We start from the raw sequence: 25,965 nt of genomic DNA, 5'->3' as shown, positions 1-25,965 counted from the left end.
TAGAGGCTAATTTCTTAATGTAAAAACAATAGGAATTTGCAAATACGCATTGTTTGTGTGAGTAGGAAAGTGTGATGATGCCTTTTGAATGGTTTTGAGAGCATTTTCATCAAGAATAGGGTAACCAGAGCTTTTGCGCACTTTTAAATCTTTAAGAATTCTATGTTTTGTCCATAAAAATTCTACTAAAACTTCTCCTTGCATACGCATTTTTCTAGCTTGTCTTGGATAGTTGACATTGGAATCTATTGCTTTTTTTACAGCTTTTAAAAAAGGGTGATTATCTTTCCCAAATGTTAGGGTTTCAATGGAATCTTTAGGGATCGCATTTGTTGGAGTGCTTGTATTGCTAGAAGCTATGAGTGATTGATGTGGTTGTGGCATAGGTTTTGGCTTGTGTTTTTTTGTTTTTATGGATTTTTTATGTGAAATATCCTTTTGTTCTTTTGGGATTGACTCAATAGATTTTTGAGTATTTAGCAATGGATTTTGTGTGGATTGTGTGATAAATTGTTGCATCGTAAGACTAAAGGATTCTTGTTGTGGAGTTACTTTAAACCACGAAGTGCTATATAGGAATCCAAAAAATAAAAGTGAGAATAAAAAACTTGTTATATAAAAAGCCTGAGATTTGTGATTTAAAAATAGATTCATTGTGTTCTCTCTGTTAGGATTTGAAAATTTTCGTGATGATTTTTTCGTAGAATATCAATAATTTGAATAAAGCCATCAAATCTTGCGTTTTTATCGCTTTTAAGTTCTATTGCCGTTGTTTTTTGGGTAGAATCCAGTTTTGTTTGAATCTCTTGTAAGCTAGATTCTTGTCCATTTAAGAAAAAGAGATTTTCTGCATTTATTGCAATTTGAATCTTATCTTTTTTATCAGAAGCTTGTGTGCTAGAATCTGTTTTTGGAAGCTCTAATTTAATTTCTCCATGCGCAATAAAAGTAGAGATACTAAGCACCATTGCTAAAAGCACTAAAATAATGTCAATAAAGGGGATAATATTAAGCCCTTCGTTTTTTTGCGCTTTTATCATCTTTGATTTTCCTTATTTGCTTTGTAGTAACTACTTAGGAGATTGACTTTTCTAAAAAGAGCATTGTAAGCCATAAGAGTGGGAATTGCTACAAATAATCCAAGAGCAGTTGCTTTAAGGGCTAGAGAGAGTCCAACAACAATAGATTTTACATCAATGTTTCCATGCATTCCCATATCATAAAAAGTAATCATTATTCCAATTACCGTGCCAAGCAATCCAACATAAGGGGCATTAGAGTAAATGATATGTAAAGTTGTCATATTTTCTGTAATGGCATCATCAAAGCTATCTTGGGAGCTAAAATCTTCAAAGGTTAGTTTTCTAAAAAACAGCAAACGTTCAATTACACACCAAATAGCAATAAAAGCCATTAAGCCTAAGATTCCAAAAATAACAATGTCAATGTAGGATTTGAGAAATTCCATATTATAATCCTTAAAATAAATTATGATAATTAAAATTATAAATATAAAAACTTATATAATAATTAAAATGATTATTATTAATAAATAAATGCTATACATACTATGATTACGATATTAGAAAGCATTACTATAAAAATATTTTATTTAAAATTAATAATTATTATTATAATATGCAGCTTTGTTAAAAATATTTTTAACAAAATTAACGAAATCTTTAAGGATAATAAATGCGTAAAAGTTTAATTATTTCATTAACAGGGCTTTTATCACAAGGGCTGTATGCACAGACGGAGAGGTTTTTGTTAGAGGATTCCGTTGTGAGTGCTTCAGGATTTGAACAAGAAATTAAAGAAGCTCCTGCTAGTATTTCCGTGATTCCACAAGAAGAGATTTTGAGTCGTCCAATTAGGGATTTAGGGGATATTGTGCAAGAAGTTCCGGGTGTTTCTACCACGGTTAGCAAAACAGGCGGAACTACGATTCAAATGCGTGGCATGGCATCAAAATATACTTTAATCTTAGTTGATGGCAAACGCGTAAATATGGATAGCGGATTTGATAGTAATGGATTTGATTCTACAAGCGGTTTTATCCCTCCAACTAGCATGATTGAACGTGTTGAAGTGATTAGAGGTCCTGCTTCTACACTTTATGGAAGTGATGCTATGGGTGGCGTGATTAATATTATTACTAAAAAGAATCCAAACAAATTTGGAGGCACTATTGCTTTTGAAACAAGATTACAAGAACATCATGAGACTTGGGGGAATGTATATGGAGTAAATTCTAACGTATTTGCCCCTATTAATGCAAAAACTTCTTTTAATTTTAGAGGTAAGGTGAATTATGGTGAGGGAAATGCTTTTTATCAAAAAGATATTCCAGGTTACACACCAACAGGTAATAATCCTTACACAAGCCATTCTCCAACAGGCTATCGCAATATTGGAACAGGTGGAAGAGTAAATTATATATATAATTTAGAGAATAGTTTTTATGTGGATTTTGATTACGGATTCCAACGATTAGGAAGTTTAAACACCTCTAGCAGAAGTGTTACTGCTGTGAGAGATTATCATCGTTATAACACTGTGTTAAATCACGATGGAAATTATACTTGGGGTTCAATTAACAATTATATACAATATGTCAATACTACAAAAATACCGCATAAAAATGTCAATATAGGAGCAGATGCAGGAGAGCCAAATCGTGATGCTCTTGTGGAAAATCAGAATCTAATTCTTAGTTCTTCTTTAAGAAAAAATTTTGATTTTGGTCAAAAAGGTGCATTAATTTTAAGCGGTGGTCCGTATTTTAAAAATGAGAAATTATTTAATCGTAGCAATAGATTTGATAAGGATTCTAATCAATTTGCACTCTTTGGTGAGGGGGAGTATTTCTTTAATGAATATGTTTCCACAACGGCTGGACTTAGGGTAAATTATGATGAAACTTACAAAGAATTTTTTAATCCACGATTTTATGTGAATACTTATCCAACAGAGTGGCTAAGTTTAAAAGCAGGTGTTGCAAGTGGTTTGAAGCTTCCAGAGCTTAACACACGTTATAATGGACTTTACGATATAGACAGAAACAATGTTGCAAAATATGGCAATGAAAGCTTAAAAGCAGAAGAGAGTTGGAATTATGAATTAAGCACGATTGTGGAATCGCCTTTTGCAACATGGACGCTAACTGGATTTTATACAGATTTTAAAAATGCTATTAGCACACAAAATTATGGACAAGGACAAATGCTTCCTAGTGGTTATGGGTCTTGCAGTTATGCTTCGTGTGATATTTTTGAAAATGTAGATAAAGCAGTGGTTTCAGGTGTGGAATTTTCTATGAAAACACAAGCATTATTGACGCATTTGATTCCAAATGGAATTTATGCTGATTTTAACTATGCTCTTACAGAAACACAGCGCAAAAGTGGAGTTAGGAAAGGTTCTGATTTAAATGATGTGCCACGGCATAACCTCTCTACAAAGCTTTCTTATAAGGCTAGTAAGTGGGATACCTATATCCGTTATGTAGGCAAATTAAAAACGCCCACAAGCAATTCGCATTCAGCAAATGCAGGAACAGGGGAGTATTTCAAGGATATGCACACAATGGATTTAGGAATGAATTATCGCATCAAAGGTGGCTGGACTCTTGGAGCAGTGATTAATAATTTGCTAGATAAGAATTTTGTAGATTATGTAACCTATATGGACGGGACTAGAATGCGTTATACAAATAATTATCAAAGAATGATTCCAGGAAGAAATCTTTGGCTAACATTGCGTGCGGAGTTTTAATAATGGGAAAGAAACTTATTCCAAACGAAATTTAGATGTAAGTGCATTTGTATGTGAGGTTATTTTTTATTCCAATAGCTCTTATTTACGCAATTATGGGGACTTTATATATTTTTGATATTCGGCAAAATGTAGGGTTAAGATTTTTGAAAGCGTGAATTTATACTTAAAGTTTTGAGAGAGAATAATCTTGTGATTCCAAAAAATACGAAAGTAAAAATGTTTAAAAGTACGCAAACAGGGATAAAATATTCTGTTGCGTATTATTTGTATCTTTTTGGTTTATTTTTAACTGCATTTTGCAAAAGAAATTATTTAGGCGCAAGTGTTATAACAATTCTAGGATTTATAATTGCTTCTTCTGTTGTGTATTAGAGTTTGTAAAAGATTGGAATCTGAAAACTTTAAAATGTAATTTGTTAATAAAATATTTAAAAATTTAAAGGTAGAATTTCAAAAATTTTTATAAAAAGGTTTAAAAATGAAAAAGATTCTTGCGGGTTCTGTGATTGTATTTGCATTATTGCAAGGCGTAGCTTTTGCAAAAACTTATGCAAAAGTTAATGGCTCTGATGTTACAGATAAAGATATTGCAGCTTTAATGCGTGCAATGCCAGGTGTTGCATTTGAGCAATTGCCACAAGAAGTAAAAACACAAATTGTTAATCAAGCAATAGAGCGTAAATTGCTCATTGAGCAAGCTAAAAAAGAAAAAGTGCAAAACTCAAAAGAGTATAAGGAAGCCATTGCAAATATTGAAGAAGAATTAATGCTTGAAGTTTGGATGCGCAAACAAATAAATAAAGTTAAAGTTGTAGAATCTGAAATTACAAAATTCTATGATGAAAACAAAGATAAATTTGTGCAACCTGAAACCATAAAAGTAAGCCACATTCTAGTAAGTAGTGAGAATGAAGCAAAAGCAATTATTGCAGAGCTTAAAAAGGCTGGAAAAAATGTTGCAAGTAAATTTGATGCACTTGCAAAAGAAAAATCTAAAGATGATTCTGCAAATAATGGTGGAGAGTTAGGCTATATTGCAAAAAATCAAGTGGTTCCTGAGTTTGCAAATGCTGCATTTGGACTTAAAAAAGGAGCATATACAACGACTCCGGTTAAGACGCAGTTTGGTTACCATGTGATTTTGGTGGAGGACAAAAAACCAGCAGGAACAATCGCGCTAAAAGACATTAGAGGACAAATTGAACAAAATCTAAAACTTAAAAAATTTCAAGAGGAAGTTAAAAAAGAAGGTGAAGAGTTACGCAAAAAAGCTAAAGTTGAATTATCAAAGTAAGGAGATTTTATGCTAGTTTGTGGAAGTGCAATCTTAGATAAAGCAAATAGAGAAAATTACGGAGTTGGGGCTTTCAATTTTGTAAATTACGAAATGTTGAGTGCTATTTTTGAAGCTGCGAATTTGAAAAATTCTCCTATTATCGTGCAGACAAGTGAAGGTGCTATTAAATATATGGGTATTGATGTGGCAGTTGGAATGGTAAGGATTCTCTCTTGTCGGTATCCACATATTCCAGTAGCACTGCATTTAGACCATGGGACAAGCTTTGAATCTTGTGTGAAGGCAATTCGCGCTGGTTTTACTTCAGTAATGATTGATGCAAGTCATTATTCTTTTGATGAAAATTTAGCACAAACAAAAAAGGTTGTTGAAGTCGCCCATATTGCCGGAGTTAGCGTGGAAGCTGAGCTTGGGCGCTTAATGGGGATTGAAGATAATATCTCCGTAGATGAAAAAGATGCATGTTTGGTAAATCCAAAAGAGGCAGAAGAGTTTGTGAAAATCTCTAAAGTAGATTTTCTAGCTCCTGCTATAGGCACAAGCCATGGTGCATTTAAATTCAAAGGTGAACCAAAGCTTGATTTTGAACGTTTAATTGATGTAAAAAAGCGCACACAAATTCCACTTGTTTTGCATGGTGCAAGTGCGATTCCTCAAAATGTTAGTGATGCATTTTTAGCAAGTGGAGGGGATTTAAAAGGAAGCAAAGGAGTGCCATTTGATTTCTTAAAAGAAGCAGTAAAGGGAGGAATTAATAAAATTAATACTGACACTGATTTGAGAATTGCATTTATGGCAGAGGTGCGTCGTGTAGCAAATGAGGATAAAACGCAATTTGACTTAAGAAAATTCTTTGCTCCAGCAAAAGAATTTATGGTGAAAGTTATTGCGGAGAGAATGGATATTTTAGGTAGTTCAAACAAGATTTAAAAAAGGGAAAAATATGGCGTATTCAATGGGAGATTTGAAAAAAGGTTTAAAAGTTGAGCTAGAGGGGGTTCCTTATAGAATCACAGAATATCAGCATGTAAAACCCGGCAAGGGTGCGGCGTTTGTGCGTGTAAAAATGAAGTCTTTTTTAGACGGTAGGGTACTTGAGAAGACATTCCATGCAGGTGATAAATGCGAGGAGCCAAACTTGCAAGAGCGTTCAATGCAGTTTTTATATCATGATGGTGATTATTTTCAGTTTATGGATAACGAAAATTATGAGCAAATCGGATTAAACGATAACCAAGTGGGCGATGTGGCAAAATGGATGATTGATGGAATGGCAGTTAGCATTATGTTTCATAATGGTAAGGCAATTACGGTGAGTGTGCCACAAATTGTTGAGCTAAAAATTACAGAAACTCCCCCAAATTTCAAGGGTGATACAACAAGTGCTGGTAAAAAACCTGCGACACTTGAAACAGGTGCTGTTGTGCAAGTGCCTTATCATGTTTTAGAAGGTGATTTAATTCGCGTTAATACAGAAACAGGCGAATATTTAGATAAAGTAAAATAGGGTGGTGTATGGGAGTAAATGTTCTTATTGCGTTAGCAAAGGGATTTGAGGAGATTGAAGCAATTGCTGTGATTGATGTATTAAGACGTGCGGGTTGCAATGTGATTGTGGCAAAAGTGGATTCTAATAGTGATAATGCCGTTTTGGATTCTAACTTGATTGTGGAATCGCAAAAAGGTGTAAAAATTGTCGCAGATGTGATTTTAAGCGCAGTTGATAGTAAAAGTTTAGATGGAATAGTATTTCCCGGTGGTTGGGAGGGGACACAAAATCTCATTGCTTCTAGCGCACTTAAAGAAATACTAGAATTACTCAATACAAGAGAAAAAATCATTGCTGCAATTTGTGCAGCTCCTTTGGCACTTTTTAAACATAATATTTTAAAAGGACAAGCTTTTACTTGTTATCCTAGCATTGAAGCAATGATTGATAATAAAAATTATAAAGCAAGTCTTAATGTGGTGCAAGATGGCAATATTATCACTTCAAGAGGTCCAGCGACAGCACTAGAATTTGCTTTTTATTTGGCAAGTGTTTTTGTAGGCGAGCAAAAAGCAAAAGAAATTCAAGCTGAGATGTTGTCCCTTTGAAGCTCTTTTTTAGAAATGTAAAGATTTTTAGCATTAGTGTTGTTTTTTTAGCCTTGCTTAGTGGCTGTTTGATAGGCTATCGGGATATTATTTATAACCCTAGTATTTTGACAAGTGGAATCTCAAAAGAGCAGGTGATAAAAAAAGCAGTAAATTACGCACTAAATCCAGAGCAACTTGAAAAAGACATTGCAAATTTACCGGTGAATTTCAAAAAAGTTGTTGCTGCTTTAACGCAAAAAGTAGCAAAACAATGGGGTGAGAATAACACGCCGACTGCTTCTCAAGATGTTTATGTAAAATATACAGATTCCTATCTCTCTCGTGCGCAAGTAGATTTTACAAAAGGTGTGATTTCTGTTGCAACTTTGGATACAAAAAACCCAAAAGCATCTCTTAAAAAGGCAATTGTAGCAACACTTCTAACTCCAGAAGATCCAGAGCAAGTAGATTTATATTCTGATAAGGAAATCTCTTTTAAAGGTAAGCCGTATTTAGCGGATTTGGTAAAAGATAATGAGGATAAAGTTGTGCTTTATCCTTGGCGCGCAAATCGTTATGCGGATTATCTTATTGCAAATAAATTACAGACAACACAAATCACAGAAAAAGGGGAGAGTAAGAAGGTTTATTATGTGCAGTTTAATATGGTTAAAGACCATGAAATTAAAAGTGAGCATAAATATGGCGAGTATGTTGCACTCTATGCAAGGGAATATAATTTAGAACAAGCATTGATTTTTGCCATTATTAAAACAGAGAGTAGTTTTAATCCTTATGCAGTTAGTCATATTCCGGCATATGGGCTTATGCAAGTTGTCCCTGGAAGTGCTGGTAGAGATGTGTACAGAAGCCTAAATAATAGAGATGGAATCCCAACTAAAGAAATGCTTTTTACACCAAAAACTAATATTCAATACGGTTCCGCATATTTAGATATTCTCTTTAAGCGCTACATTAAAGGTGTCAATAATGCTCTCTCCCATGAATATTGCGTAATTGCCGCATATAATACAGGAAGCGGAAATGTGCTTAGTGTGTTTGATAAAGACCGCACAAAAGCAGTAAAAATTATTAATTCTATGACTTCGGCAGAAGTGTATCGCAAACTACGTACTTCCCTAAAATACGAAGAAGCTAGAAACTATCTCCACAAAGTTACAAATGCCAAAAAGGATTTCCAAAAAAACGTATCTCTTGCACAAAATGTAGGATTAAATAATTAGCTTAAAATAATGGAAGTCTATGAACTACTCCAAGAACCGCGCTATTGTAGCTATATTCCTAATTTAGAAGCAAAGTTTCGTTATTTTTATGTAAAAGATTGCACGATTCCTTTCTATGTGCATTTGCTAGAGCGTGGCTGGAGACGTTTTGGGAATTACTTTTTTGTTCCTATCTGCGAGACATGCGAGGCTTGTATTTCTATACGTCAAGATTGTGAAAAATTTGTGTTTTCAAAATCACATAAACGCATTTTAAAGCAACCTATAACTTTACAAATTAGGCGTCCTTGGGTGAGTGAAGAGCATTTAGCACTCTATGATAAATACCATCAAAAAATGCAAAGTAAAAAGGGTTGGGAATACCATAGTATCACACTTGAAGCTTATTATGATACTTTTGTGCAAGGTTTTTTGGACTTTGGCTATGAGTTTGATTATTATGTGGGGGAGCAACTTGTTGGTGTTGCATATGTAGATGTGATGAATGGTGCAATTTCTGCAGTGTATTGTTACTATGACCACGATTTTTCGCAATATTCCATTGGAACATATTCTATTCTTAAACAAATAGAAATTGCAAAAGAGTATAATATCAAGTATCTTTATCCGGGTTATTGGATACAAAACCACGTATCAATGGGTTATAAAGAGCGCTTTAAGCCTTTTGAGATTCTGTGTAATCGCCCAAATTTAGAAGAGATTCCACTTTGGGTAAAGGAGTAATTTTGCATTATACAAATTTCATCTCTTCCTTATTTGAAAAGTTTGCTTCCTACGCATTTTCACCGATGATTCAAAGGTGGATTAATAGGACGTATGTCAAGATTTTTGATATAAAGCTTGATGAGTTTGATACACTTGAGAGTTATCCCACGCTTAATGCGCTTTTTACGCGATCACTTGTAAAAATACGTAGCTTTGATAAAACGGATTCTAATATGATAGCACCTTGTGATGCCTTAATAATGGAGTTTGGTGAGTGTAAGGATAATATGGCTATGCAAATTAAAGGAAAATATTATTTTGTGAGTGATTTTATAAAAACAAGACTAGAAGAAGGCTATAATTATGTGAATTTTTACCTCTCCCCTAGTGATTACCATCGCTTTCATGCTCCACTTAATCTAAAGGTAAAGCGACTAGAATTTATTTCTGGAAGACTTTTTAGTGTGAGTGAAAAGATGCTCTTAAAACATGAAGAAGTCTTTGTTAAAAATAAACGTGTGGTTTTAGAATGTGAAGATGATTTTGGTAATACATTGTATTTTGTTGCTATTGGTGCATTAAATGTAGGTCATATTCAGATTAATTTTGTTCCAGAAGTTGTGGGATTTATGGAATCTACAACGTTAAATTTTGACATACCAATTTTTGTGCAAAAGGGTGAGGAGATTGGAAGTTTTTTGATGGGTTCAACAATTGTGTTGTTGAGTAAAAATTGGAAATACGATTTAAAGCTTAAAGAAAAAGTTTATTTTGGGCAGTGCATTGCAAAATTTAGCAAACCCACTCAAGAAATTGTAGAATCCAAAAAAACTCTGTAGTGAAATAATTAGTGGAATTTTAAAGGAGGATAACAATGATAAAAATACGTATTAAAGAATTATTAAGAGAACTTGATGCGTTGCTTGTAGCACATTATTATCAACGTGATGAAGTGGTGGAGATTGCAGAATTAACAGGAGATAGTTTGGAGCTTGCACGTAAGGCAAGTGCGAGTGAGAAGTCTAAGATTGTTTTTTGTGGTGTGGGATTTATGGGACAGAGCGTGAAGATTTTAGCACCACAAAAACGCGTGTTTATGCCAAAAATCGCGTGTTGTTCTATGGCTAGAATGATTGATGATAGTTATTTTGATACCTCTATTGCGCAACTTAAAAATTATGGAATTACAGATATTTTTCCTATCACTTATATTAATTCTAATGCCGAGGTTAAGGCAAAAGTTGCAGAGCTTGGGGGTGTGGTTTGCACAAGTGCTAATGCTTCTAAGATTTTAGAGTATGCGCTAAAGCAAGGCAAAAAGATTTTTTTTCTACCTGATTATTGTTTGGGGCAGAATCTTGCGCGTGATAATGGGCTAAAAAGTGCAATTTTAAGTGTGGATAGTGCAGAAAAAATAAAAGAAGCCGATGTGATTTGTTACTATGGCTTCTGTTCTGTGCATCAACTTTTTAGCGCAAAAGATATTGATTTTTATCGTGCGAAATATCCGGATATTTTAATCGCCGTGCATCCAGAATGTCAGGTGAGTGTTACAGAAAAGGCGGACTTTGTGGGTTCAACAAGTCAGATTATTAAATTTGTCCAAAGCCTAGATTCTAGTCAAAAAGTTGCTGTTGGAACGGAATTTAATTTAGTAAATCGCCTAAGACCTCGAGCTAATGGAATCCAAAATACTTTCGTGTTAAGCTCTACAAAGCCAGAATGCCCAACAATGAATGAAACAACACTTGAAGATGTGTTAAAATGCTTAGAATTTATTAAGAAAAATCAACCCATTAATGAGATTTTATTAGATGAAAATATTGCAAAAAAGGCAAAATTAGCATTAGATAAAATGTTAGAATTATCTTAAAATAAGGAAAGAATATGCACAAAATTTTATTAGATGATTTTTTAAAAGAAGTCTTAAAAGAGGATATTGGGCGTGGGGATTTGTATATGCGTATGCAAAATAATTATGAAATTGAAGCTTATATTATTGCTAGAGAAGATGGAATCTTATCGGGTAAAATGTATGTGGAGCGCTTATGTGAGTTGCTAAAGATTGAATGTCAATTTACTTTTGATGATGGAATGCATTTTAAGAGAAATGAAAAAATCGCGACTTTCAAAGGCAAAATGACAGAGATTTTAAGTGCAGAGCGCACGATTTTAAATCTCTTGGAGCATTCTAGTGGAATTGCGACACTCACGCATAAATATGTGCAAAAAATTGAAAGCACAGGTTGTATGTTGCTTGACACACGCAAAACGCGCCCTTTGCTTAGAGATTTTGAAAAGTATTCTGCACGTAATGGAGGTGCTGTAAATCATCGTTTGGGGTTAGATGATTGTTTGATGTTAAAAGATACACACTTAACAAGAATCCTTGCGCTTAATAAATTTGTTAAAGATATTCGTTCTAAGATTCCATTTACTGCAAAAATTGAAGTAGAATGTGAGAATCTTTTGCAAGCAAAAGAAGCATTAGAATCAGATATTGATATTTTGATGTGTGATAATATGGATATTGCAACTATTAAGAGTGTTGTAAAAATGCGCAACGCAATGGCACCAAAAGTGCTTTTAGAAGCTAGCGGAAATATCACGTTAGATAATGTCTTGGAGTATGCAGAAAGTGGCGTAGATGCGATTTCTTCTGGAGCTATTATCCATCATGCAGTTTGGTTAGATTTGAGTATGAAAATTGATTAATGCAAGATAGAGAGAAGGCATTTATTCGTGCCTTAGTGCGTAGCAATGCAACCTTTGGAATCGGCGATGATGGTGTAGAGATTAGCAATTTTGTGGTAGCAAATGATGCTTTTTTTGAAGATGTGCATTTTAAGCGTGCGTGGGGGAGCTTAGAATCCATTGTGGAGAAATGCTTTGTTGTAAATCTTTCTGATATTTATGCTATGAATGCGATTCCACGTTTTTGTCTTTTAATGCTTACTTTACCAACAGACTTTAAAGAAGTGGGCAAACTTGCTAAAATTATCGGAAATTGTGCATTAAAACATAAGGTTAAAATTATTGGAGGAGATACGATAGCTGGGGATAAATTGCATTTTTCCCTTACATTTCTAGGGCAAAGGCAAAAAAGTAGAATCCTAACTAGACAAAGCATAAAAAAGGGTGATATTCTAGGTTATATGAATCCAAGCAGTGTGCTAACGCATACCAAAACACAGGCTTTTGGCAAGAATACTAAAATACTAAAAACCGCACTTAGATTTCATCAACACAGAAAAATCCAAAGCAATACACGTTTTGCAAAACCAATTTTGTATCCTAAAATGCTTTTGGAGCTAAATTCTATTGCAAGGGCTGGAATGGATATTTCAGATGGAATCTTTATGGAACTTCCGCGTCTTAGTCATTTAAATCGTTTAGGTTTCAAAGTTTTTAAACCTAAAGGGGATTGGTTATATGCGCCAGAAGAGTATCAAATGCTTTATGCAATTCCTAAAAATAAGCTAAAAAAAATGCAAAATTTTGCTAAAAAACACCGCCACTCTTTTGTCCCTTTTGCAAAAGCAGTGCGTGGAAAATACAGAGAATCTAAAAAGAATTGGCATACTTAGAAAAAGATAGAAGAGCAGAAAAAGGGTAAATATGGAATCGCAAATGGAATTGCAATGAATTTAGCTAAACATTATAGCAATGCTTCAATTTTTTGCTCTAAATCTTTAATCTTGCTTTTGTATTTTTCACTTTCAACACGATATTGAGAGTTGCGTTGCTTTAGAGCTTTGACTTCGTTGCGCAACGCTGTGATTTCATCAGTTAGGATGTCAATATTTCCTAAGGCTCTTTGAAGCTGTAATTGATGTTTACGGATTAGAATCTCTGCTTCTTGCAAAGTTAATTTCATAACAGCACTATTTTTCTCTTCTTTTTGAGCAATGCTTTTATAAAAGAAAGTTTTGACAATCATAAATAAAACAAAGAGAATAAATGCCGTTAAAAACAGCCATTGCGTAAATTGCGCCATAAAGATTCCTTAATGTAATTTTTCTATGCGACAAGCATGGCGACCACCCTCAAAAACTCCTTCACAAAAGCTTTTTAAGATACCCTCTACCATTCCAATTCCAATCGTACGTGCTCCTAGACATAGCACATTAGCATCATTGTGCGCGCGACTCATTGCAGCACTATAAGGTTCGGCGCACAATGCAGCACGAATACCTTTGTGACGATTAGCAGCAATACTCATTCCAATTCCGCTTCCACAAATTAAGATTCCAAAACTTCCCGCATTTTCTAGCACCTTTTCACATAGTGTGTTAGCAAAATCTGGATAATCCACGCGTTCTGCGTCCATAGGTCCTAGATCTACAACTTTATGCCCCATTTGCTCTAAAATCCCCAAAACTGAGCCTTTTAGAGTAAAACCTGCATGGTCACTTGCAATGAAAAATTGCATAAATCCTCCTACAAAAGTAAATTAATAATATACTGCACTGGCACAAACACAAGGCTTGATAGTGGTGTGCTTAAGAGAACAATAAGGATTAGCATTCCAGCTATTGGAGGGATTTTATTAAAAGCCCTTGCAAAAGAATCGTTTTTAAGCATTAGTCCAAAATATGCTAGTGCATTTGCACCATCTAAGGGAGGAATCGGAATTAAATTAAACACAGCTAATACGACATTGTAAATTAATAATTGTAAGAAGAAATAAAGCAGTAATAATAAAATAAAATTCCCATTCTCTAGTGCGTTAATTCCCCCAAAGATTCCGCTATCTAAAGCGTAGATTAAAAGACTTGCAAAAATTGCTAGGACAAAATTATAGGCAACTCCAGCAACAGAAACGCTAAAAGCTCCAAAGTACCCACCATTATACACCACCTTATCAATGCGCACAGGGACTGGTTTTGCCCAGCCGAATAAAAAAGGTGCATTAATTAAAAACAAAGTTCCCGGAATTAAAATTGAGCCCACTAAATCAATGTGGATAATGGGGTTTAAACTAAGACGTCCTGCATTACGTGCTGTTGTATCACCAAATTTTAGCGCAATATAACCATGCATAATTTCATGTCCGATGATTGCTATTAAAAGTGCAATAATCATAATAGGAATCTTGTAGATTAATGGAATTTCAAACATTTAAGATTCCAATCTTGCCTCTAGTGCTTGTTTTTCTAAGCTCTCTACGCTTTTTCCAATGCGCTCCCAACGGATATTAAAGGCATCATCCCAGCTAAAATAAATAAACCACGGCTTCCCTACAATATATCTATAAGGAACAGCCCCCCAAAAGCGCGAGTCGCTGGAGTTGTTACGGTTATCCCCCATCATAAAATATTCATCTTCTCTAACAACAGCATGGAATCCTAAAGCACCATTAGCTAAGCGAACAGATTCCATTGCGATTTTTTCACCATTGTGGGAGAGAATTCTTAGCTGCTCAAAAGCACTTAATGTTTCATCTATGTATTGCACTCCGGCATGACGTTTAGCATAAGGGTCGTAATAGAATGTTTTTCCCCCAAAGGAGAGAGATTTTGCATTTGTATCCTTATAGTTAGAATCACTGCTAAAATATACCCATAGCCCTTCTTTTGTATAGAGAATCTCATCGCCACCAATGGCGACATTACGTTTAACAAAATGGATTTTTGGAGCATTAGGGTCGCGGAATATCACAATATCTCCTCGCTTTGGACGATATCCTTCAATCAAATGCCCATTTTTGTTAAAATCTGGCAAAACTTGCATCTCAAGCCATGGAATTGTGGGTGTTGGGATTCCATAAGAGAATTTTTTAACAAAGAGGTTATCCCCAATAAGTAGTGTATTTAGCATACTTCCACTTGGAATTACAAAGGCTTGAGCCACAAAGAAAATAACCCCCAAAACAATAACAATCGTGCCAACCCAACTATTAACAAAAGCATAAAGTTTGAGAAAAATGTTTTTCATAGATAACCTTAGTATTTTTTAGTGCGAAGTTTCGCTGCTTTTAACGTATTTTGAAGGAGCGATGCAATTGTCATTGGACCCACACCCCCGGGAACTGGAGTGATGAAACTGCATTGAGTAGAGACGTTTGAAAAATCTACATCGCCTACGATTCTGCCATCACTAAGCTTATTAATTCCAATATCTACGACAATTGCGCCTTCTTTTATCATTTCTTTGGTAATGAGATTTGGTTTGCCCACAGCCACACATAAAATATCTGCTTCTTTTGTGTGTTTAGCCAAATTTTGTGTGTAAATATGACATAACGTTACGGTCGCGTTTTCGTTTAAAAATAGCGCACTTAAGGGTTTCCCAACAATATTACTAGCCCCAACAATCACGACATTTTTGCCTTGTAGTGAGACATTATAATGTTTTAAAAGCGTGATAACACCTAATGGTGTGGCTGGGATAAAGCCATCAAGATTTGCAAAAATGCGCCCCATATTAAAAGGATGGAATCCATCCACATCCTTTTGTGGAGCAATGGCTTCTAGCACAGCAGTTGTGTTAATGTGTTTTGGTAAGGGGAGCTGGACTAGGATTCCATCAATATTTGGATTTTGGTTTAACATCGCAATAGTTTGCAAGAGAGATTCTTGTTGAATATTTTCTGGCATTTCGTGTGTGATAGAGTAGATTCCTGTGCGTTTGCAAGCTTTTGCTTTCATATTTACATAGCTTTGTGAGGCAGGATCATTGCCCACTAAAATCACTGCAAGTCCGGGCGTAACATTTCTTTTGTTAAGAATTTGAACTTCTTGCTGGATAGCGTTTTCAATGTTTTGTGCAAGTGCCTTTCCATCTAAAATCTGCATTGTTAAACCCTTAAAGCTAAGATTTTTTAAAAACAATCCTATAATTATAATATAAAGAAAGTTTTTTATACCTTTAAGCTAGATTAGAATTTTTAAGGGGAACAATGAAAATAGTTTGGTTTTAATCTAGTTTTGTTATGATTTGCCAAAATTTTGAAGGATTTAGAACTTTGCGCTTTGTAGTAGTTTTTGTATGTATAGTAATGTTTTTAAAGGCAGAGGAGAGCTTTATTGCTCCTTTAGAATATGGAAAAATGCTTTATGAGAATCCGCGTGGAATCGGCTGTGTGGAGTGTCATGGGCAATATGGGCAGGGGGATAAAATCGCAGATTATACACATAAAAATCAAGCAAAATCTATCCATGCTCCGCGTATTAATAACTTAGATTTTAACACTTTTAAAAATGCTCTACAAAGTGGAAAGCGAGTAATGCCAAAGTATTATTTAACTGCAAGTGAAATTGAGGCAATTTATAAATATATTAGAAATTTTAAATAAATTAAATTAAGATTTTTTCTGTAAAAATCGGGACACAAAAGTTTATTAATCTGTACATTTTTCTATTTGTATAAAAATAAATATAACTAAAAAGTTAAAAAATATTGACTTTTTTAGCTCCAAGGGAGTAGAATTGCTACCAAAGATAATAGTTTATTATAAAGTTTATGCGAGGCGCAATGCAAATTACTAAAACTCCCATTTCACATACTTTACCACTCGGAAATATTTTATTAGACAAAAACACACAAGGATATAATACAAAATTAGCCCTGCTTAATAGTATGCAAGAAATTATAGATGACTTTGTGGTAGAGGCAAAACATTATTGTATGATTGATCCAAAGCTTGCTATTGTGTATGCAAGCAATAGTAATGAAAGTAGCGACAATGACCAAAGTCAAGAAAATAATAAAAGTGGTGGTGGGATTCCGCAAATTGTCCAAGAGTTTGCAGAGTTAGCACAGGATTTTTTTGAAATCTCTTTGCTAGATATTGTGTTGTTGGAGAATTTTAGTGGGAGTTTTGGTGCATTTAGTGCGCACCTTAGCAATGGTCATGTTGTGGAATTTGCGCAAGCTGTGATGTTTGTATATGAAGAGGAATTGCTACGTTTTAAGGGTGTGTATAATGTCGCAGATTTTCAAAGCGCAGATATACTTTTGAATGTTTTGCGTGAGAATTTAGGTGAGTATAGTTATAAGGATATTATCAGTTACAAAGAGGATTATTGTCAGTATCACCATAGGCGCGAGAAATACTGCGCAAAATGCGTAGATGTGTGTCCAACTTTTGGTGTGATGGCAAATGATAGCCTAATGGAACTTACTTTCTCAATGGTAGATTGCGTGAGTTGCGGTGCTTGCGTGGGTGTGTGTCCGACAAATTGCCTAGAATATGATGCGTTGCCAAAAGAGGGTTTGGGAGAAATTATTGAGCTTTATAAAGACCAAAAAATCTTTTTGTGCGCTTTTAGTGATTATGAAAAGCTTTGTGTGCAAAATGTGATTTTGCCAGAATCTTTGACGCCAATGGTGCTTCCAAATCTTTTGATGTTAAATGAAAATGATTTGCTTGCAATGTTGCAAACTAGTGGCAATGGAATTCTTGTGTATGGAGAGAGTTTGAGTTCTTCAATGGAATTTTTAAATAATATTACCCAGCAAATTTATAAAAAAGATTCCATATTTTTAGTAAATAATGTGGAATCCATTTTGAAAGTGGCACAAGATTTGCCATCAATGGAATCGTATTTGTATAAAAACCGCTACAATAAGCCCTTTAGAGAGTCTTTTGCGCAACGTTTGCAATACATAATAAAAGAGGGTAATTTTGGGCTTGCAGCAAGTGTGGTTAAAGAAAATGGCGCACCAGTGTTTTATGGGGATTTGAAAGTGGATTCCACAAAATGCACACTTTGTTTATCTTGCGTAGGTGCTTGTAATGTTAATGCACTTTTTGCAAGGGGCGATGATTTTTCTCTGCGTTTTAATGCTTCTCTTTGCACAACTTGTGGGTATTGTATCACTTCATGTCCAGAAAATGTAATGGAGCTAAGCAAAGATGGAATTGCATTGAATGCAGAGTATTTTAAGAGTAGAGAAGTTGCTAGGGATATGCCATTTTTGTGTGTAGAATGTGGTAAGCCATTTTCAACACAAAAATCTATTGAAAAAGTAAAGGGAATGTTAAGCCTAGCATTTAGCTCTGATGTTAAAAAGTTAAAAACTATTCAATGTTGCCCAGATTGCAAAGTTAAAGTAATGTTTGGGGAGGGGTAAATGTTTGATAATCTAAGCACTAAAGAAGCACAAGATATTAAAAATGCGCGTTTGCTATATTATGATTTTTTTTATGGATTATTTGTTTTTGAACTTCTAAATGGGCGTGTAGAGCTTGCTAAAAAACAGCTAGAAATTTTACAGAATGCTCCTTTGAATAATGCTTCAGAAGTAGGCATTATGCTTTTAAGGCAGGAGTTAGAAAATAATGGAATCCAAAATATCAAAGAAGAGTTTTCACGCCTTTTTGCCTTGCCTTTTGGAGAAAAACAAGTGGGAATGCATTTGTCGCATTATTATGAAAATTGTATTGGCGCACAATCACTTCTTAAAATGCGCTCTTTGTTAAAGCAAAGTGATGTGCGCGTAGAAACTTCGGAATTTAGAGAGAGTGAGGAGCATTTAGGATTTTTATTTGGTTTTATGCGTCATTTAATTGAGAGCGGAAACACTGAGCTTGCAAAAGAAGTGTTTTTATTTATTAAAGATGCGTATATTGGACTAATTAGCGAGATTAGAGCAAGAGGAGATGCAAAATATTATCTTGCTTTAGCAGATATTTTAGAAGGGTTTATGCGGTTTGAAAATGATATCTATATGTAATTCCACTAGGGTTTTTTTAAGTATAGAAAATCCTTGTGGGATTATCCCAAATCTCAATACAAAGGAGCCGATTTATGGAAAAAAGTAGGCGTGAGTTTTTGAAAACCACAGCGAAAACTTCCGTTGCTGTTGCAGGCGTGAGCGTTGCATTAGCAGGTTGCGGCAAAAAAGGTACAAGCGAGAATCTTATCCGTGGAAAGTCTCCAAAGACAGAGATTCTTTACCAAAAAACAAAGCAATGGGAATTGTATTATTCTGTTGCGAAATAAAAAGAAGTGAGGCAAAAATATGAGCGAAGCAATCAAAAGGCGACAAACTAGACGCGCGTTTTTGAAAATGACGGCTCTTGGAAGTTTAGCAGGTGCTAGCGTAGCTTTGGGTAATGATAGCCAGAAAACTATGCGTCAAGCGACCGCACAAGAGCTAAAAGAGAGGTATCCAAATTCCCAAAAAATTAAAACCATCTGTACGCATTGTTCAGTCGGCTGTGGAATTGTGGCAGAGGTTGTTGATGGTGTATGGGTGCGTCAAGAAGTTGCGCAAGACCATCCTATATCTCAAGGTGGGCATTGTTGTAAAGGTGCTGATTTAATTGATAGGGCAAGAAGTGAAACAAGATTGCGTTATCCCTTAGAGAAAAAAGATGGCAAATGGGAACGCTTAAAGTATGATGAAGCAATGGATAAAATTGCAGCACAACTTAAGCAAATCCGAGAAGAAAGCGGTCCTGATGCGGTTATGTTTTTAGGAAGTGCAAAATGTTCTAATGAGCAGAGTTATTACATTAGAAAATTTGCAGCATTTTTTGGGACAAACAACATAGATCACTGCGCTAGAGTTTGACACAGCCCAACAGTTGCCGGTGTGGCAAATACATTTGGGTATGGTGGTATGACAAACCATCTTGGCGATATGATGTTCTCTAAATATATTCTTGTAATTGGAGCAAATCCAGCGGTTAATCACCCCGTTTCTATGGTGCATATTTTGCGTGCAAAAGAGAGTGGTGCAAAACTCGTTTGCATTGATCCACGTTTTACTAAAACAGCAGCTAAATGCGATGAATACCATAGAATTAGAAGTGGGACAGATATTGCATTTGCTTATGGGTTGCTAAATCACATTATTGAGAAAAAACTCTATGATGAGCAATACCTAAAAGAACGTGTGTATGGTTATGAGGATGTTATGGCTGAGGCTAAAAAATTCCCTCCAGAAGTTGCTGCTGATGTGTGTGGGATTCCAGCAGATATGATTAGACATATTGCTGAGGAAATGGCAGCGGCAAAGCCTGCAAGTTTGATTTGGAATCAGGGCTTGACACAACACACAGTTGGGACAAGCAACACTAGAATTATGCCGATTCTGCAAATGTTTTTAGGAAATATTGGCAAAAATGGTGGTGGTGTGAATATCTTACGTGGGCATGATAATGTGCAAGGTGCTTCAGATATGAATAATCTAGCGGATTCTCTTCCGGGATATTATGGGCTAGGTGAGCCGGCTTGGAGGCATTTCTGTAAGCATTGGGGCGTAGATTATGAATGGATGCTTGGTCGTTTTAAAGATAAAGAAATGATGGGCAAAACAGGATTTGCGCACTCTACTTGGAAATTTGGTGTTTTAGAAGATGAAAATATAGCAAACAATGGTGGCACAAAGCTTAGAGCATTAGTTGTGATTGGTTCTGGTATGACAACAGTCTCTTTACTGGACTTGCAAAGAAAGGCTATGGATAAGCTTGATTTGGTTGTGTTTGTAGATCCTTATGTGAATGATTTGGCAATTTATAGTGATAGAAAAGACAATCTCTTTATGCTTCCAGCAGCTTCACAAATGGAAACAAGCGGTTCTGTTGCTGCAACAAATAGAAGTTATCAATGGCGCAGTAAGGTTATGGAACCATTATTTGAATGTCGTCCAGATGAGGAATTTTTATTTGGCTTAGCAGAGCGTCTAGGATTTTTAGATAAATTGCAATGGAGGCTTTATGATGTTGCAAAATCTAAAGGTAGAGATAAGTTTATTTGGCCAGAAGATGCAACAACAGAGCTTACACAAAGTATTAGAAGTATTGGTTTGCAAGGAATGAGTCCAGAACGTTTAAAGGCACACCAAGAAAATTGGCATATGTTTGATAAGGTAACACTAAGAGGAACGGGACCTTTTAAAAATGATTACTATGGATTGCCTTGGCCTTGTTGGAGTGATAAACACCCCGGAACACCTGTAATGTATAATGATAACATTTCTGTTATGGAGGGCGGTATGGGATTCCGTGTAAATTGGGGTGTAACAAGTCCAGATGGACAATCTATGCTAACTTCAAGAACTTTGCCAGATGCTGTGCATCAAGGTGGGCATGCAGCTGTAACTGCAGCAAATGCGGAATCTTTAGGGATTAAACTCACTGAAGCTGAGAAAGAAGCAGTTGCAGGTTCTACATTTGCATTAGGAATTGGAAATAATATTCTTGTAGAAAAGGCATTAGAAGCCGGGATTTGTCCTTATGGTAATGGTAAGGCGAGAGCTAAAGTATGGAATTGGTATGATCAAGTTCCATTGCACAGGGAGCCTTTACATTCTGTAAGAGGGGATTTGGTAGATAAATATCCAAGTTTTCCAGATAAAAAGAATCTTTTTAGGGCAAATGTAAAATATAGAAGCCGACAAAAAGAGCTCGGTGAAAATAAGAATTGGGTAGATGAATTCCCTGTTAATATGCTAACTGGAAGACTTGTAGCGCATATGGGAACAGGTGCAGAGACAAGAAGTGCGAAGTATTTAGCTGAAGTTGAAGGTGAAATGTTTGTTGAAATCCATCCTGATAAAGCTGCAGAACTTAATATTGTTAATGGCGATATGGTATGGATATATGGAACAATGGATACCAAAATTTTAGTTAAAGCAAAGCTTTCAACAAGAGTGGATTATAATAGTGTTTGGTTGCCACAAAATTTCTCTGGTATGGATCAAGGAGAATCAAGACTTGATTACTATCCAGAGGGGACAAAACCTTATGTAATCGGCGAGGCGGCTTGTATGGTTGCAAGTTATGGATTTGATTACAATTCTGCTTGCCCTGAAACAAAGTGTGGCTTATGTCGCATTGAAAAAGCGCAATAGGGAGGTAGCAAATGAGTAATACGATTCCTACAAATCTTGAAGATTTTTCAAGAATTAAATTTTATTGCGATACAAATCGTTGTATTGAATGCCACGGATGTGATGTTGCTTGTAAGGAGGCGCATCATTTGCCTGTTGGTGTGAATCGCCGTAGAGTTGTTTTGTTAAATGAAGGACAAGTTGGTAAAGAGAGTGCTGTTTCTGTGGCTTGTATGCATTGTGCGGATGCACCTTGTGCGCAAGTTTGTCCAGTGGATTGTTTTTATATTCGTGCAGATGGAATCGTGCTTCATGATAAGAAAACTTGTATTGGTTGTGGATATTGTTTATATGCTTGCCCATTTGGTGCGCCGCAATTTCCTAAAAATGGAGTTTTTGAAAGTCGTGGTGCGATGGATAAATGCACATTTTGTGCAGGTGGTCCTGAAGAAACAAATAGCAAAGAAGAATATAAACTTTATGGACAAAACAGAATTGCAGAAGGTAAAGTGCCAATGTGTGCAAGTATGTGTTCTACAAAAGCACTCTTAGCAGGAAGCAGTGAAGAGATTTCTAATATCATTACGCACCGTGCGACAATGCGTGGTCAAAACATTCCAAATGCCGTTCCGAATGTGTGGAAAACAGCGTATGGAAACTAAGGGGGATTCTATGAGAAGTGTATTGAAATTCTTTAGAATCTTTATTTTTATCGCACTTGCAAGTAGTTTTGCATTTGCAGCAGATCCAAGCGTTCCTCAAGAGGGTGGTAAGCAATATGCTGAAGTTGTTGGAGGGAATAATGCTTTATTTTCAAAAGACGATTTAGCAAATCCTTATCTTTATGGGGGTCCTGAAGTAGAGGCAATTAAAGGGTGGGGTATTGGCTCTCCTAATGCAATTGGACTTGGAGAAATTTTTACTCTTTTGCAAGGGCATTATTTTGCAACAGTTTTTGCACTTTTAATTGTATGCGTTCCCTTAGCGTTTTTAGGACATTTTGTAATGATTGGGCAAAGGAAATTTTCACATGGAAAAAAGATCCGTGTATTCTCTGGCTATAATATTTTTGTGCATTGGGCAACTGCAATTCCATTTGTATTAATTTGTCTAACAGGGCTTGTGATGGTCTTTGGGGATAAATTAGGTGGAGGAGCGTTTGTCCGCCTTGCACGCGATGTGCATGGAATCGCAACAATTTTATTTGTGATTTTTGGTGTATTGATGTTCTTAATGTGGGTAAAAGACGCACTTCCAAAGGCTTATGATATTCAATGGCTTATGATTATGGGTGGATATTTAAGTAAGGAGAACAAGCCGATTCCTGCTGGAAAATTCAATGCTGGACAAAAAATGTGGTTTTGGGTTTGTACGCTTGGTGGATTTGTAATGGCGATTTCTGGAGCTTATATGTTCTTTCAGTTCGCAGACATTGATACATTGCGTTTAATGGCACTAGTGCATAATGGTTTAGGATTCCTAGTTATTGCACTACTTATTACGCATATTTATATGGCTGTGTTTGCAATTGAAGGTGCTTTGCATTCTATTATTGATGGAAAAATGGGCGAAGAAGAAATTGCAATTTTGCATAGCTATTACTATAAAGAGCTAACAAGCGCATAATGGAATCTTTTTATAAAACATTGCAAATTGAAAAAGTCTCCCCTTCTGGCTTTTTGGAGGGGAGTATTGGAGATTGTATAGTTGCAGAGGAGCGCATTGCATTTTATCTCAATGGTGAAAAAATGCTTTCAGTTATGAGTATCCCAAGTGAGCAAGATTTTCATTTTGTCGGGTTTTTGATAAGTGAAGGCGTGATTAGTGATATTTCTCAAATCAAGCATTTAGAAATTGCAAAAGATGGCAAAAGTGTTGCTATGGAAGCAGAAATTCATACAGAAAATTTACAGAATCTTTTTCGCGAAAAAACATTAACTTCTGGTTGTTGTGTGGGTGTAGCTGGAAATTTAGAAGAGCATATTGTAGAACGATTTGTAGAATCTAATATTAAATTAAACCCAAAAATACTTTTTGAGTATTTAAGAGAATTTGAAATTCCAAGCGTGTTGTTTAATAAAACAGGTTGTGTGCATAAGGCGATGTTGGTCTTAAAAGATGAAACGTTAATTAGTGAGGATATAGGGAGACATAATGCGATTGACAAAGTCATGGGAAAAGCGCGTATGCAAGGATTGGATACAAAGGATTGCATTTTATTTGTAAGTGGGAGATTATCCCTTGAAATGGTGATTAAAGCGGTTATGCATAATATCCCTATTATTGTTTCAAAGGCTGCTGCAACGCTAATGGGAGTGAGAGCTGCGCAAGAGACGGGGGTTACTCTTGTGGGATTTGCTAGAGGTGAGCGTGCAAATGTCTATACGCATAGTGGTAGAATTCAAGCATAATTTCTGCAAGAGTGCAAAAGGTTTTCATTTGATTGTGGGTTGCTTGTTTGCCATACTGCATTTTGACGATTAAAACTTAAAAATACTCTTAGCTTTTTGATTGATTCTACTTTTTAGAAAATGTAATTTTTGAGATTTTATTATGGAAAATAAATTATAAAAGCAAGAGATTCTAAGCATTAAAATTTTTGATTCAATTGTTTTTACTTGTATTTTTTATTTACAATTTTTTAGCTTTATATTTTTAATAATTTTTATAAAGTAATAAAAATTATTAAAAATATTTAAGTTTAATTATGTTAATAGTGTTCTTTTATTTTTATCAATAAGGAGAATTATATGCAAAAACATAATACTATTTCTTTGTTTGGCTGGAAGAGTTTTTCTTTGGGACAAAAGTTTGTGAGTCTTCAGATTTCACTTGCAGTTGTTTTGTCGGTCATTTTTTTACCCATTTTTCATTTTATTATGAGCAATTTTACAAATGCGCAACTTGATAGAAGAATTGTACAAAACAATATGATTGTGAATAATTTTTTAGTAGAAAAAATTGCTTATGATACGAGTAATCTGTCAAATATCTTAAAGGCAAATTTATCAATACACTTTGGAGACATTAAGCCACAGAGTTTTGAGATACAAGGACAAACTACTTTACAAGATTCTACTGCAATGTTTGTTCCAAATCTCACATTAAATGGTGTGCAAATGGCGAATAATTTTCCTGCTATTGATGAGTTTGCAACACTTACAAGCGCAGAAGCAACAATTTTTGTCAAGGAAAATAATGGAGATTTTGTAAGAATTTCTACTTCCTTGAGAAATGCTAAAGGAGAACGATTAATTGGAACAAAAATTGATGCGACACACCCAGCACACCAAAAAGTGTTAAACAATCAAAGTTTTTATGGAAGAGTGGAGTTATTTGGCAAGGATTATGTCTCTGTATATGAACCTATCGCAAATGGCAATGAAGTCATTGGAATCTTGTTTGTTGCGTACAAACTTGATAGCGTATATGGTCTTATCCGTTCTAGTATGGAGGGGATTAGAGTTGGAGAGAATGGCTCCATAGTAGTTTTAGATAAGAAATACGATAAGTTTATTTTAGGCTATGATGGGAAAGCGAATGATTTCAATTTTTATTCTAATTTGAAAGATTTTGGAATTGTAGAGTTTAATTATGGTGGTAATATCTATCGTTCTTATTATGATTATAATCAACCTTTGGGAATTTATGTGATTACACAGGCTTTGAAGAAGGATTTTACAAAGGCGAGTAGTGGTTTAGAAAAAATTTCTATTGCAGCAATACTTGTGCTTTTATTAAGTATGGTTATTCTTACTTTGGTTTTAACTAGAGGAATTATAATTAAGAGGCTTAACAATACTTCAAAAACAATTTTTGAGTTTTTGGAATTTATTAATCATAAAAGAAAAGAAGCTCCTAAACATAAGGAGATTGTTGGAAATGATGAGATTGCTAAACTTCATAGGGCGATAAATGAGGCGATTATTAAAATCCAAAAAGATATCAAACAAGACTCCCTAGCCATCACCCAATCTGCCCAAACTGCAAAAGCAGTAGAGAGTGGAGATTTGAGTGCTAGAATCATAGAAAATCCTCATAATCCTCAACTCATTGAATTAAAGAAAGTCTTAA

The 25,965-nt window shown here is 35.1% G+C and carries 29 protein-coding genes; 21 read left to right on the top strand and 8 right to left on the bottom strand.

The window, feature by feature from the left end; genetic code table 11:
• Positions 1-6: 6 nt before the first annotated feature.
• From K4G57_RS07565 to exbB, 3 genes are read right to left on the bottom strand one after another with little or no spacing between them, the layout of a single operon-like run.
• Complete coding sequence (locus K4G57_RS07565) at positions 7-654, bottom strand: energy transducer TonB (protein ID WP_221532596.1); 648 nt, start codon at positions 652-654, stop codon at positions 7-9.
• Entirely contained in the window at positions 651-1,040 is a 390-nt protein-coding gene (gene exbD, locus K4G57_RS07560) for a TonB system transport protein ExbD (RefSeq protein ID WP_221532597.1), read from the bottom strand. Before exbD ends, K4G57_RS07565 begins: the two co-directional genes overlap by 4 nt.
• The gene (exbB, locus tag K4G57_RS07555) at positions 1,037-1,468 is read right to left on the bottom strand and encodes a TonB-system energizer ExbB (RefSeq protein ID WP_221532598.1); all 432 of its coding nucleotides are present in this window, start codon (positions 1,466-1,468) and stop codon (positions 1,037-1,039) included. Before exbB ends, exbD begins: the two co-directional genes overlap by 4 nt.
• 227 nt (positions 1,469-1,695) lie before the next feature.
• On the opposite strand from exbB, the gene K4G57_RS07550 reads away from it, so the two are divergent.
• The 12 genes from K4G57_RS07550 (at position 1,696) to K4G57_RS07495 (ending at position 12,692) form a co-directional block, all read left to right on the top strand.
• Complete coding sequence (locus K4G57_RS07550; protein ID WP_221532599.1) at positions 1,696-3,777, top strand: TonB-dependent receptor domain-containing protein; 2,082 nt, start codon at positions 1,696-1,698, stop codon at positions 3,775-3,777.
• A gap of 219 nt (positions 3,778-3,996) precedes the next feature.
• On the top strand, positions 3,997-4,152 hold the full coding sequence (locus tag K4G57_RS07545) for a hypothetical protein (protein ID WP_221561827.1): 156 nt from the start codon (positions 3,997-3,999) through the stop codon (positions 4,150-4,152).
• Between the two features lie 106 nt (positions 4,153-4,258).
• Complete coding sequence (locus K4G57_RS07540) at positions 4,259-5,074, top strand: peptidyl-prolyl cis-trans isomerase (RefSeq protein WP_221532601.1); 816 nt, start codon at positions 4,259-4,261, stop codon at positions 5,072-5,074.
• A gap of 9 nt (positions 5,075-5,083) precedes the next feature.
• Positions 5,084-6,007, top strand: coding sequence for a class II fructose-bisphosphate aldolase (locus tag K4G57_RS07535; protein ID WP_221532602.1), 924 nt, complete (start codon positions 5,084-5,086; stop codon positions 6,005-6,007).
• Between the two features lie 13 nt (positions 6,008-6,020).
• Entirely contained in the window at positions 6,021-6,584 is a 564-nt protein-coding gene (efp, locus tag K4G57_RS07530; RefSeq protein WP_221532603.1) for an elongation factor P, read from the top strand.
• A gap of 8 nt (positions 6,585-6,592) precedes the next feature.
• Positions 6,593-7,174, top strand: coding sequence for a DJ-1 family glyoxalase III (locus tag K4G57_RS07525; protein WP_221532604.1), 582 nt, complete (start codon positions 6,593-6,595; stop codon positions 7,172-7,174).
• Positions 7,171-8,400: a murein transglycosylase domain-containing protein gene (locus tag K4G57_RS07520; protein WP_221532605.1), complete on the top strand. Its 1,230-nt coding sequence runs from the start codon at positions 7,171-7,173 to the stop codon at positions 8,398-8,400. Before K4G57_RS07525 ends, K4G57_RS07520 begins: the two co-directional genes overlap by 4 nt.
• A gap of 9 nt (positions 8,401-8,409) precedes the next feature.
• Positions 8,410-9,123: an arginyltransferase gene (locus tag K4G57_RS07515; protein ID WP_221532606.1), complete on the top strand. Its 714-nt coding sequence runs from the start codon at positions 8,410-8,412 to the stop codon at positions 9,121-9,123.
• Positions 9,124-9,125: 2 nt separating this feature from the next.
• Positions 9,126-9,944 carry a phosphatidylserine decarboxylase gene (locus K4G57_RS07510; protein ID WP_221532607.1) on the top strand — a complete coding sequence of 273 codons (819 nt, stop codon included), beginning with the start codon at positions 9,126-9,128 and terminating at the stop codon, positions 9,942-9,944.
• Positions 9,945-9,979: 35 nt separating this feature from the next.
• The gene (nadA, locus tag K4G57_RS07505; protein WP_221532608.1) at positions 9,980-10,978 is read left to right on the top strand and encodes a quinolinate synthase NadA; all 999 of its coding nucleotides are present in this window, start codon (positions 9,980-9,982) and stop codon (positions 10,976-10,978) included.
• 14 nt (positions 10,979-10,992) lie between these two features.
• Positions 10,993-11,820 carry a carboxylating nicotinate-nucleotide diphosphorylase gene (nadC, locus tag K4G57_RS07500; protein WP_221532609.1) on the top strand — a complete coding sequence of 276 codons (828 nt, stop codon included), beginning with the start codon at positions 10,993-10,995 and terminating at the stop codon, positions 11,818-11,820.
• Positions 11,820-12,692: a thiamine-phosphate kinase gene (locus K4G57_RS07495; RefSeq protein ID WP_221532610.1), complete on the top strand. Its 873-nt coding sequence runs from the start codon at positions 11,820-11,822 to the stop codon at positions 12,690-12,692. Before nadC ends, K4G57_RS07495 begins: the two co-directional genes overlap by 1 nt.
• 71 nt (positions 12,693-12,763) lie before the next feature.
• Here the strand turns inward: K4G57_RS07495 and K4G57_RS07490 are convergent, their stop codons facing one another.
• From K4G57_RS07490 to folD, 5 genes are read right to left on the bottom strand one after another with little or no spacing between them, the layout of a single operon-like run.
• Positions 12,764-13,102 carry a hypothetical protein gene (locus K4G57_RS07490; protein WP_221532611.1) on the bottom strand — a complete coding sequence of 113 codons (339 nt, stop codon included), beginning with the start codon at positions 13,100-13,102 and terminating at the stop codon, positions 12,764-12,766.
• Between the two features lie 9 nt (positions 13,103-13,111).
• Positions 13,112-13,537 carry a ribose 5-phosphate isomerase B gene (gene rpiB / locus K4G57_RS07485; RefSeq protein WP_221532612.1) on the bottom strand — a complete coding sequence of 142 codons (426 nt, stop codon included), beginning with the start codon at positions 13,535-13,537 and terminating at the stop codon, positions 13,112-13,114.
• A gap of 8 nt (positions 13,538-13,545) precedes the next feature.
• The gene (locus K4G57_RS07480; RefSeq protein ID WP_221532613.1) at positions 13,546-14,226 is read right to left on the bottom strand and encodes a site-2 protease family protein; all 681 of its coding nucleotides are present in this window, start codon (positions 14,224-14,226) and stop codon (positions 13,546-13,548) included.
• Positions 14,227-15,042, bottom strand: a complete 816-nt coding sequence (gene lepB / locus K4G57_RS07475; protein WP_221532614.1) for a signal peptidase I — start codon at positions 15,040-15,042, stop codon at positions 14,227-14,229.
• 8 nt (positions 15,043-15,050) lie between these two features.
• Positions 15,051-15,902: a bifunctional methylenetetrahydrofolate dehydrogenase/methenyltetrahydrofolate cyclohydrolase FolD gene (gene folD / locus K4G57_RS07470; RefSeq protein WP_221532615.1), complete on the bottom strand. Its 852-nt coding sequence runs from the start codon at positions 15,900-15,902 to the stop codon at positions 15,051-15,053.
• Between the two features lie 170 nt (positions 15,903-16,072).
• On the opposite strand from folD, the gene K4G57_RS07465 reads away from it, so the two are divergent.
• The 9 genes from K4G57_RS07465 to K4G57_RS07425 form a co-directional block, all read left to right on the top strand.
• Positions 16,073-16,402 (top strand): c-type cytochrome, encoded by a 330-nt coding sequence (locus tag K4G57_RS07465; RefSeq protein WP_221532616.1) that lies wholly within the window; start codon positions 16,073-16,075, stop codon positions 16,400-16,402.
• Positions 16,403-16,581: 179 nt separating this feature from the next.
• A complete protein-coding gene (locus K4G57_RS07460) occupies positions 16,582-18,183 on the top strand; it encodes a 4Fe-4S binding protein (protein WP_221532617.1) in 1,602 nt (533 codons plus the stop codon).
• On the top strand, positions 18,184-18,786 hold the full coding sequence (locus K4G57_RS07455) for a TorD/DmsD family molecular chaperone (protein WP_221532618.1): 603 nt from the start codon (positions 18,184-18,186) through the stop codon (positions 18,784-18,786).
• Positions 18,787-18,860: 74 nt separating this feature from the next.
• Positions 18,861-19,055: a hypothetical protein gene (locus K4G57_RS07450; protein ID WP_221532619.1), complete on the top strand. Its 195-nt coding sequence runs from the start codon at positions 18,861-18,863 to the stop codon at positions 19,053-19,055.
• Positions 19,056-19,074: 19 nt separating this feature from the next.
• On the top strand, positions 19,075-21,912 hold the full coding sequence (locus K4G57_RS07445) for a molybdopterin-dependent oxidoreductase (protein ID WP_221561826.1): 2,838 nt from the start codon (positions 19,075-19,077) through the stop codon (positions 21,910-21,912).
• 11 nt (positions 21,913-21,923) lie between these two features.
• Positions 21,924-22,553, top strand: coding sequence for a formate dehydrogenase FDH3 subunit beta (gene fdh3B / locus K4G57_RS07440; protein WP_221532622.1), 630 nt, complete (start codon positions 21,924-21,926; stop codon positions 22,551-22,553).
• A 10-nt stretch (positions 22,554-22,563) separates the two neighbouring features.
• Positions 22,564-23,517: a formate dehydrogenase subunit gamma gene (locus tag K4G57_RS07435; RefSeq protein ID WP_221532623.1), complete on the top strand. Its 954-nt coding sequence runs from the start codon at positions 22,564-22,566 to the stop codon at positions 23,515-23,517.
• Positions 23,517-24,302: a formate dehydrogenase accessory sulfurtransferase FdhD gene (fdhD, locus tag K4G57_RS07430; RefSeq protein WP_221532624.1), complete on the top strand. Its 786-nt coding sequence runs from the start codon at positions 23,517-23,519 to the stop codon at positions 24,300-24,302. The genes K4G57_RS07435 and fdhD overlap by 1 nt, the downstream gene beginning before the upstream one ends.
• 339 nt (positions 24,303-24,641) lie before the next feature.
• On the top strand, positions 24,642-25,965 hold a 1,324-nt coding region (locus K4G57_RS07425; protein ID WP_221561825.1), incomplete at its 3' end, for a Cache 3/Cache 2 fusion domain-containing protein.

It is taken from the genome of Helicobacter turcicus, assembly GCF_019711685.1.
In the GTDB taxonomy this organism is placed as follows: domain Bacteria; phylum Campylobacterota; class Campylobacteria; order Campylobacterales; family Helicobacteraceae; genus Helicobacter_D; species Helicobacter_D turcicus.
Note: the sequence above shows the minus strand (reverse complement) of the source record. Positions and strands in the feature narration are given on the sequence as shown.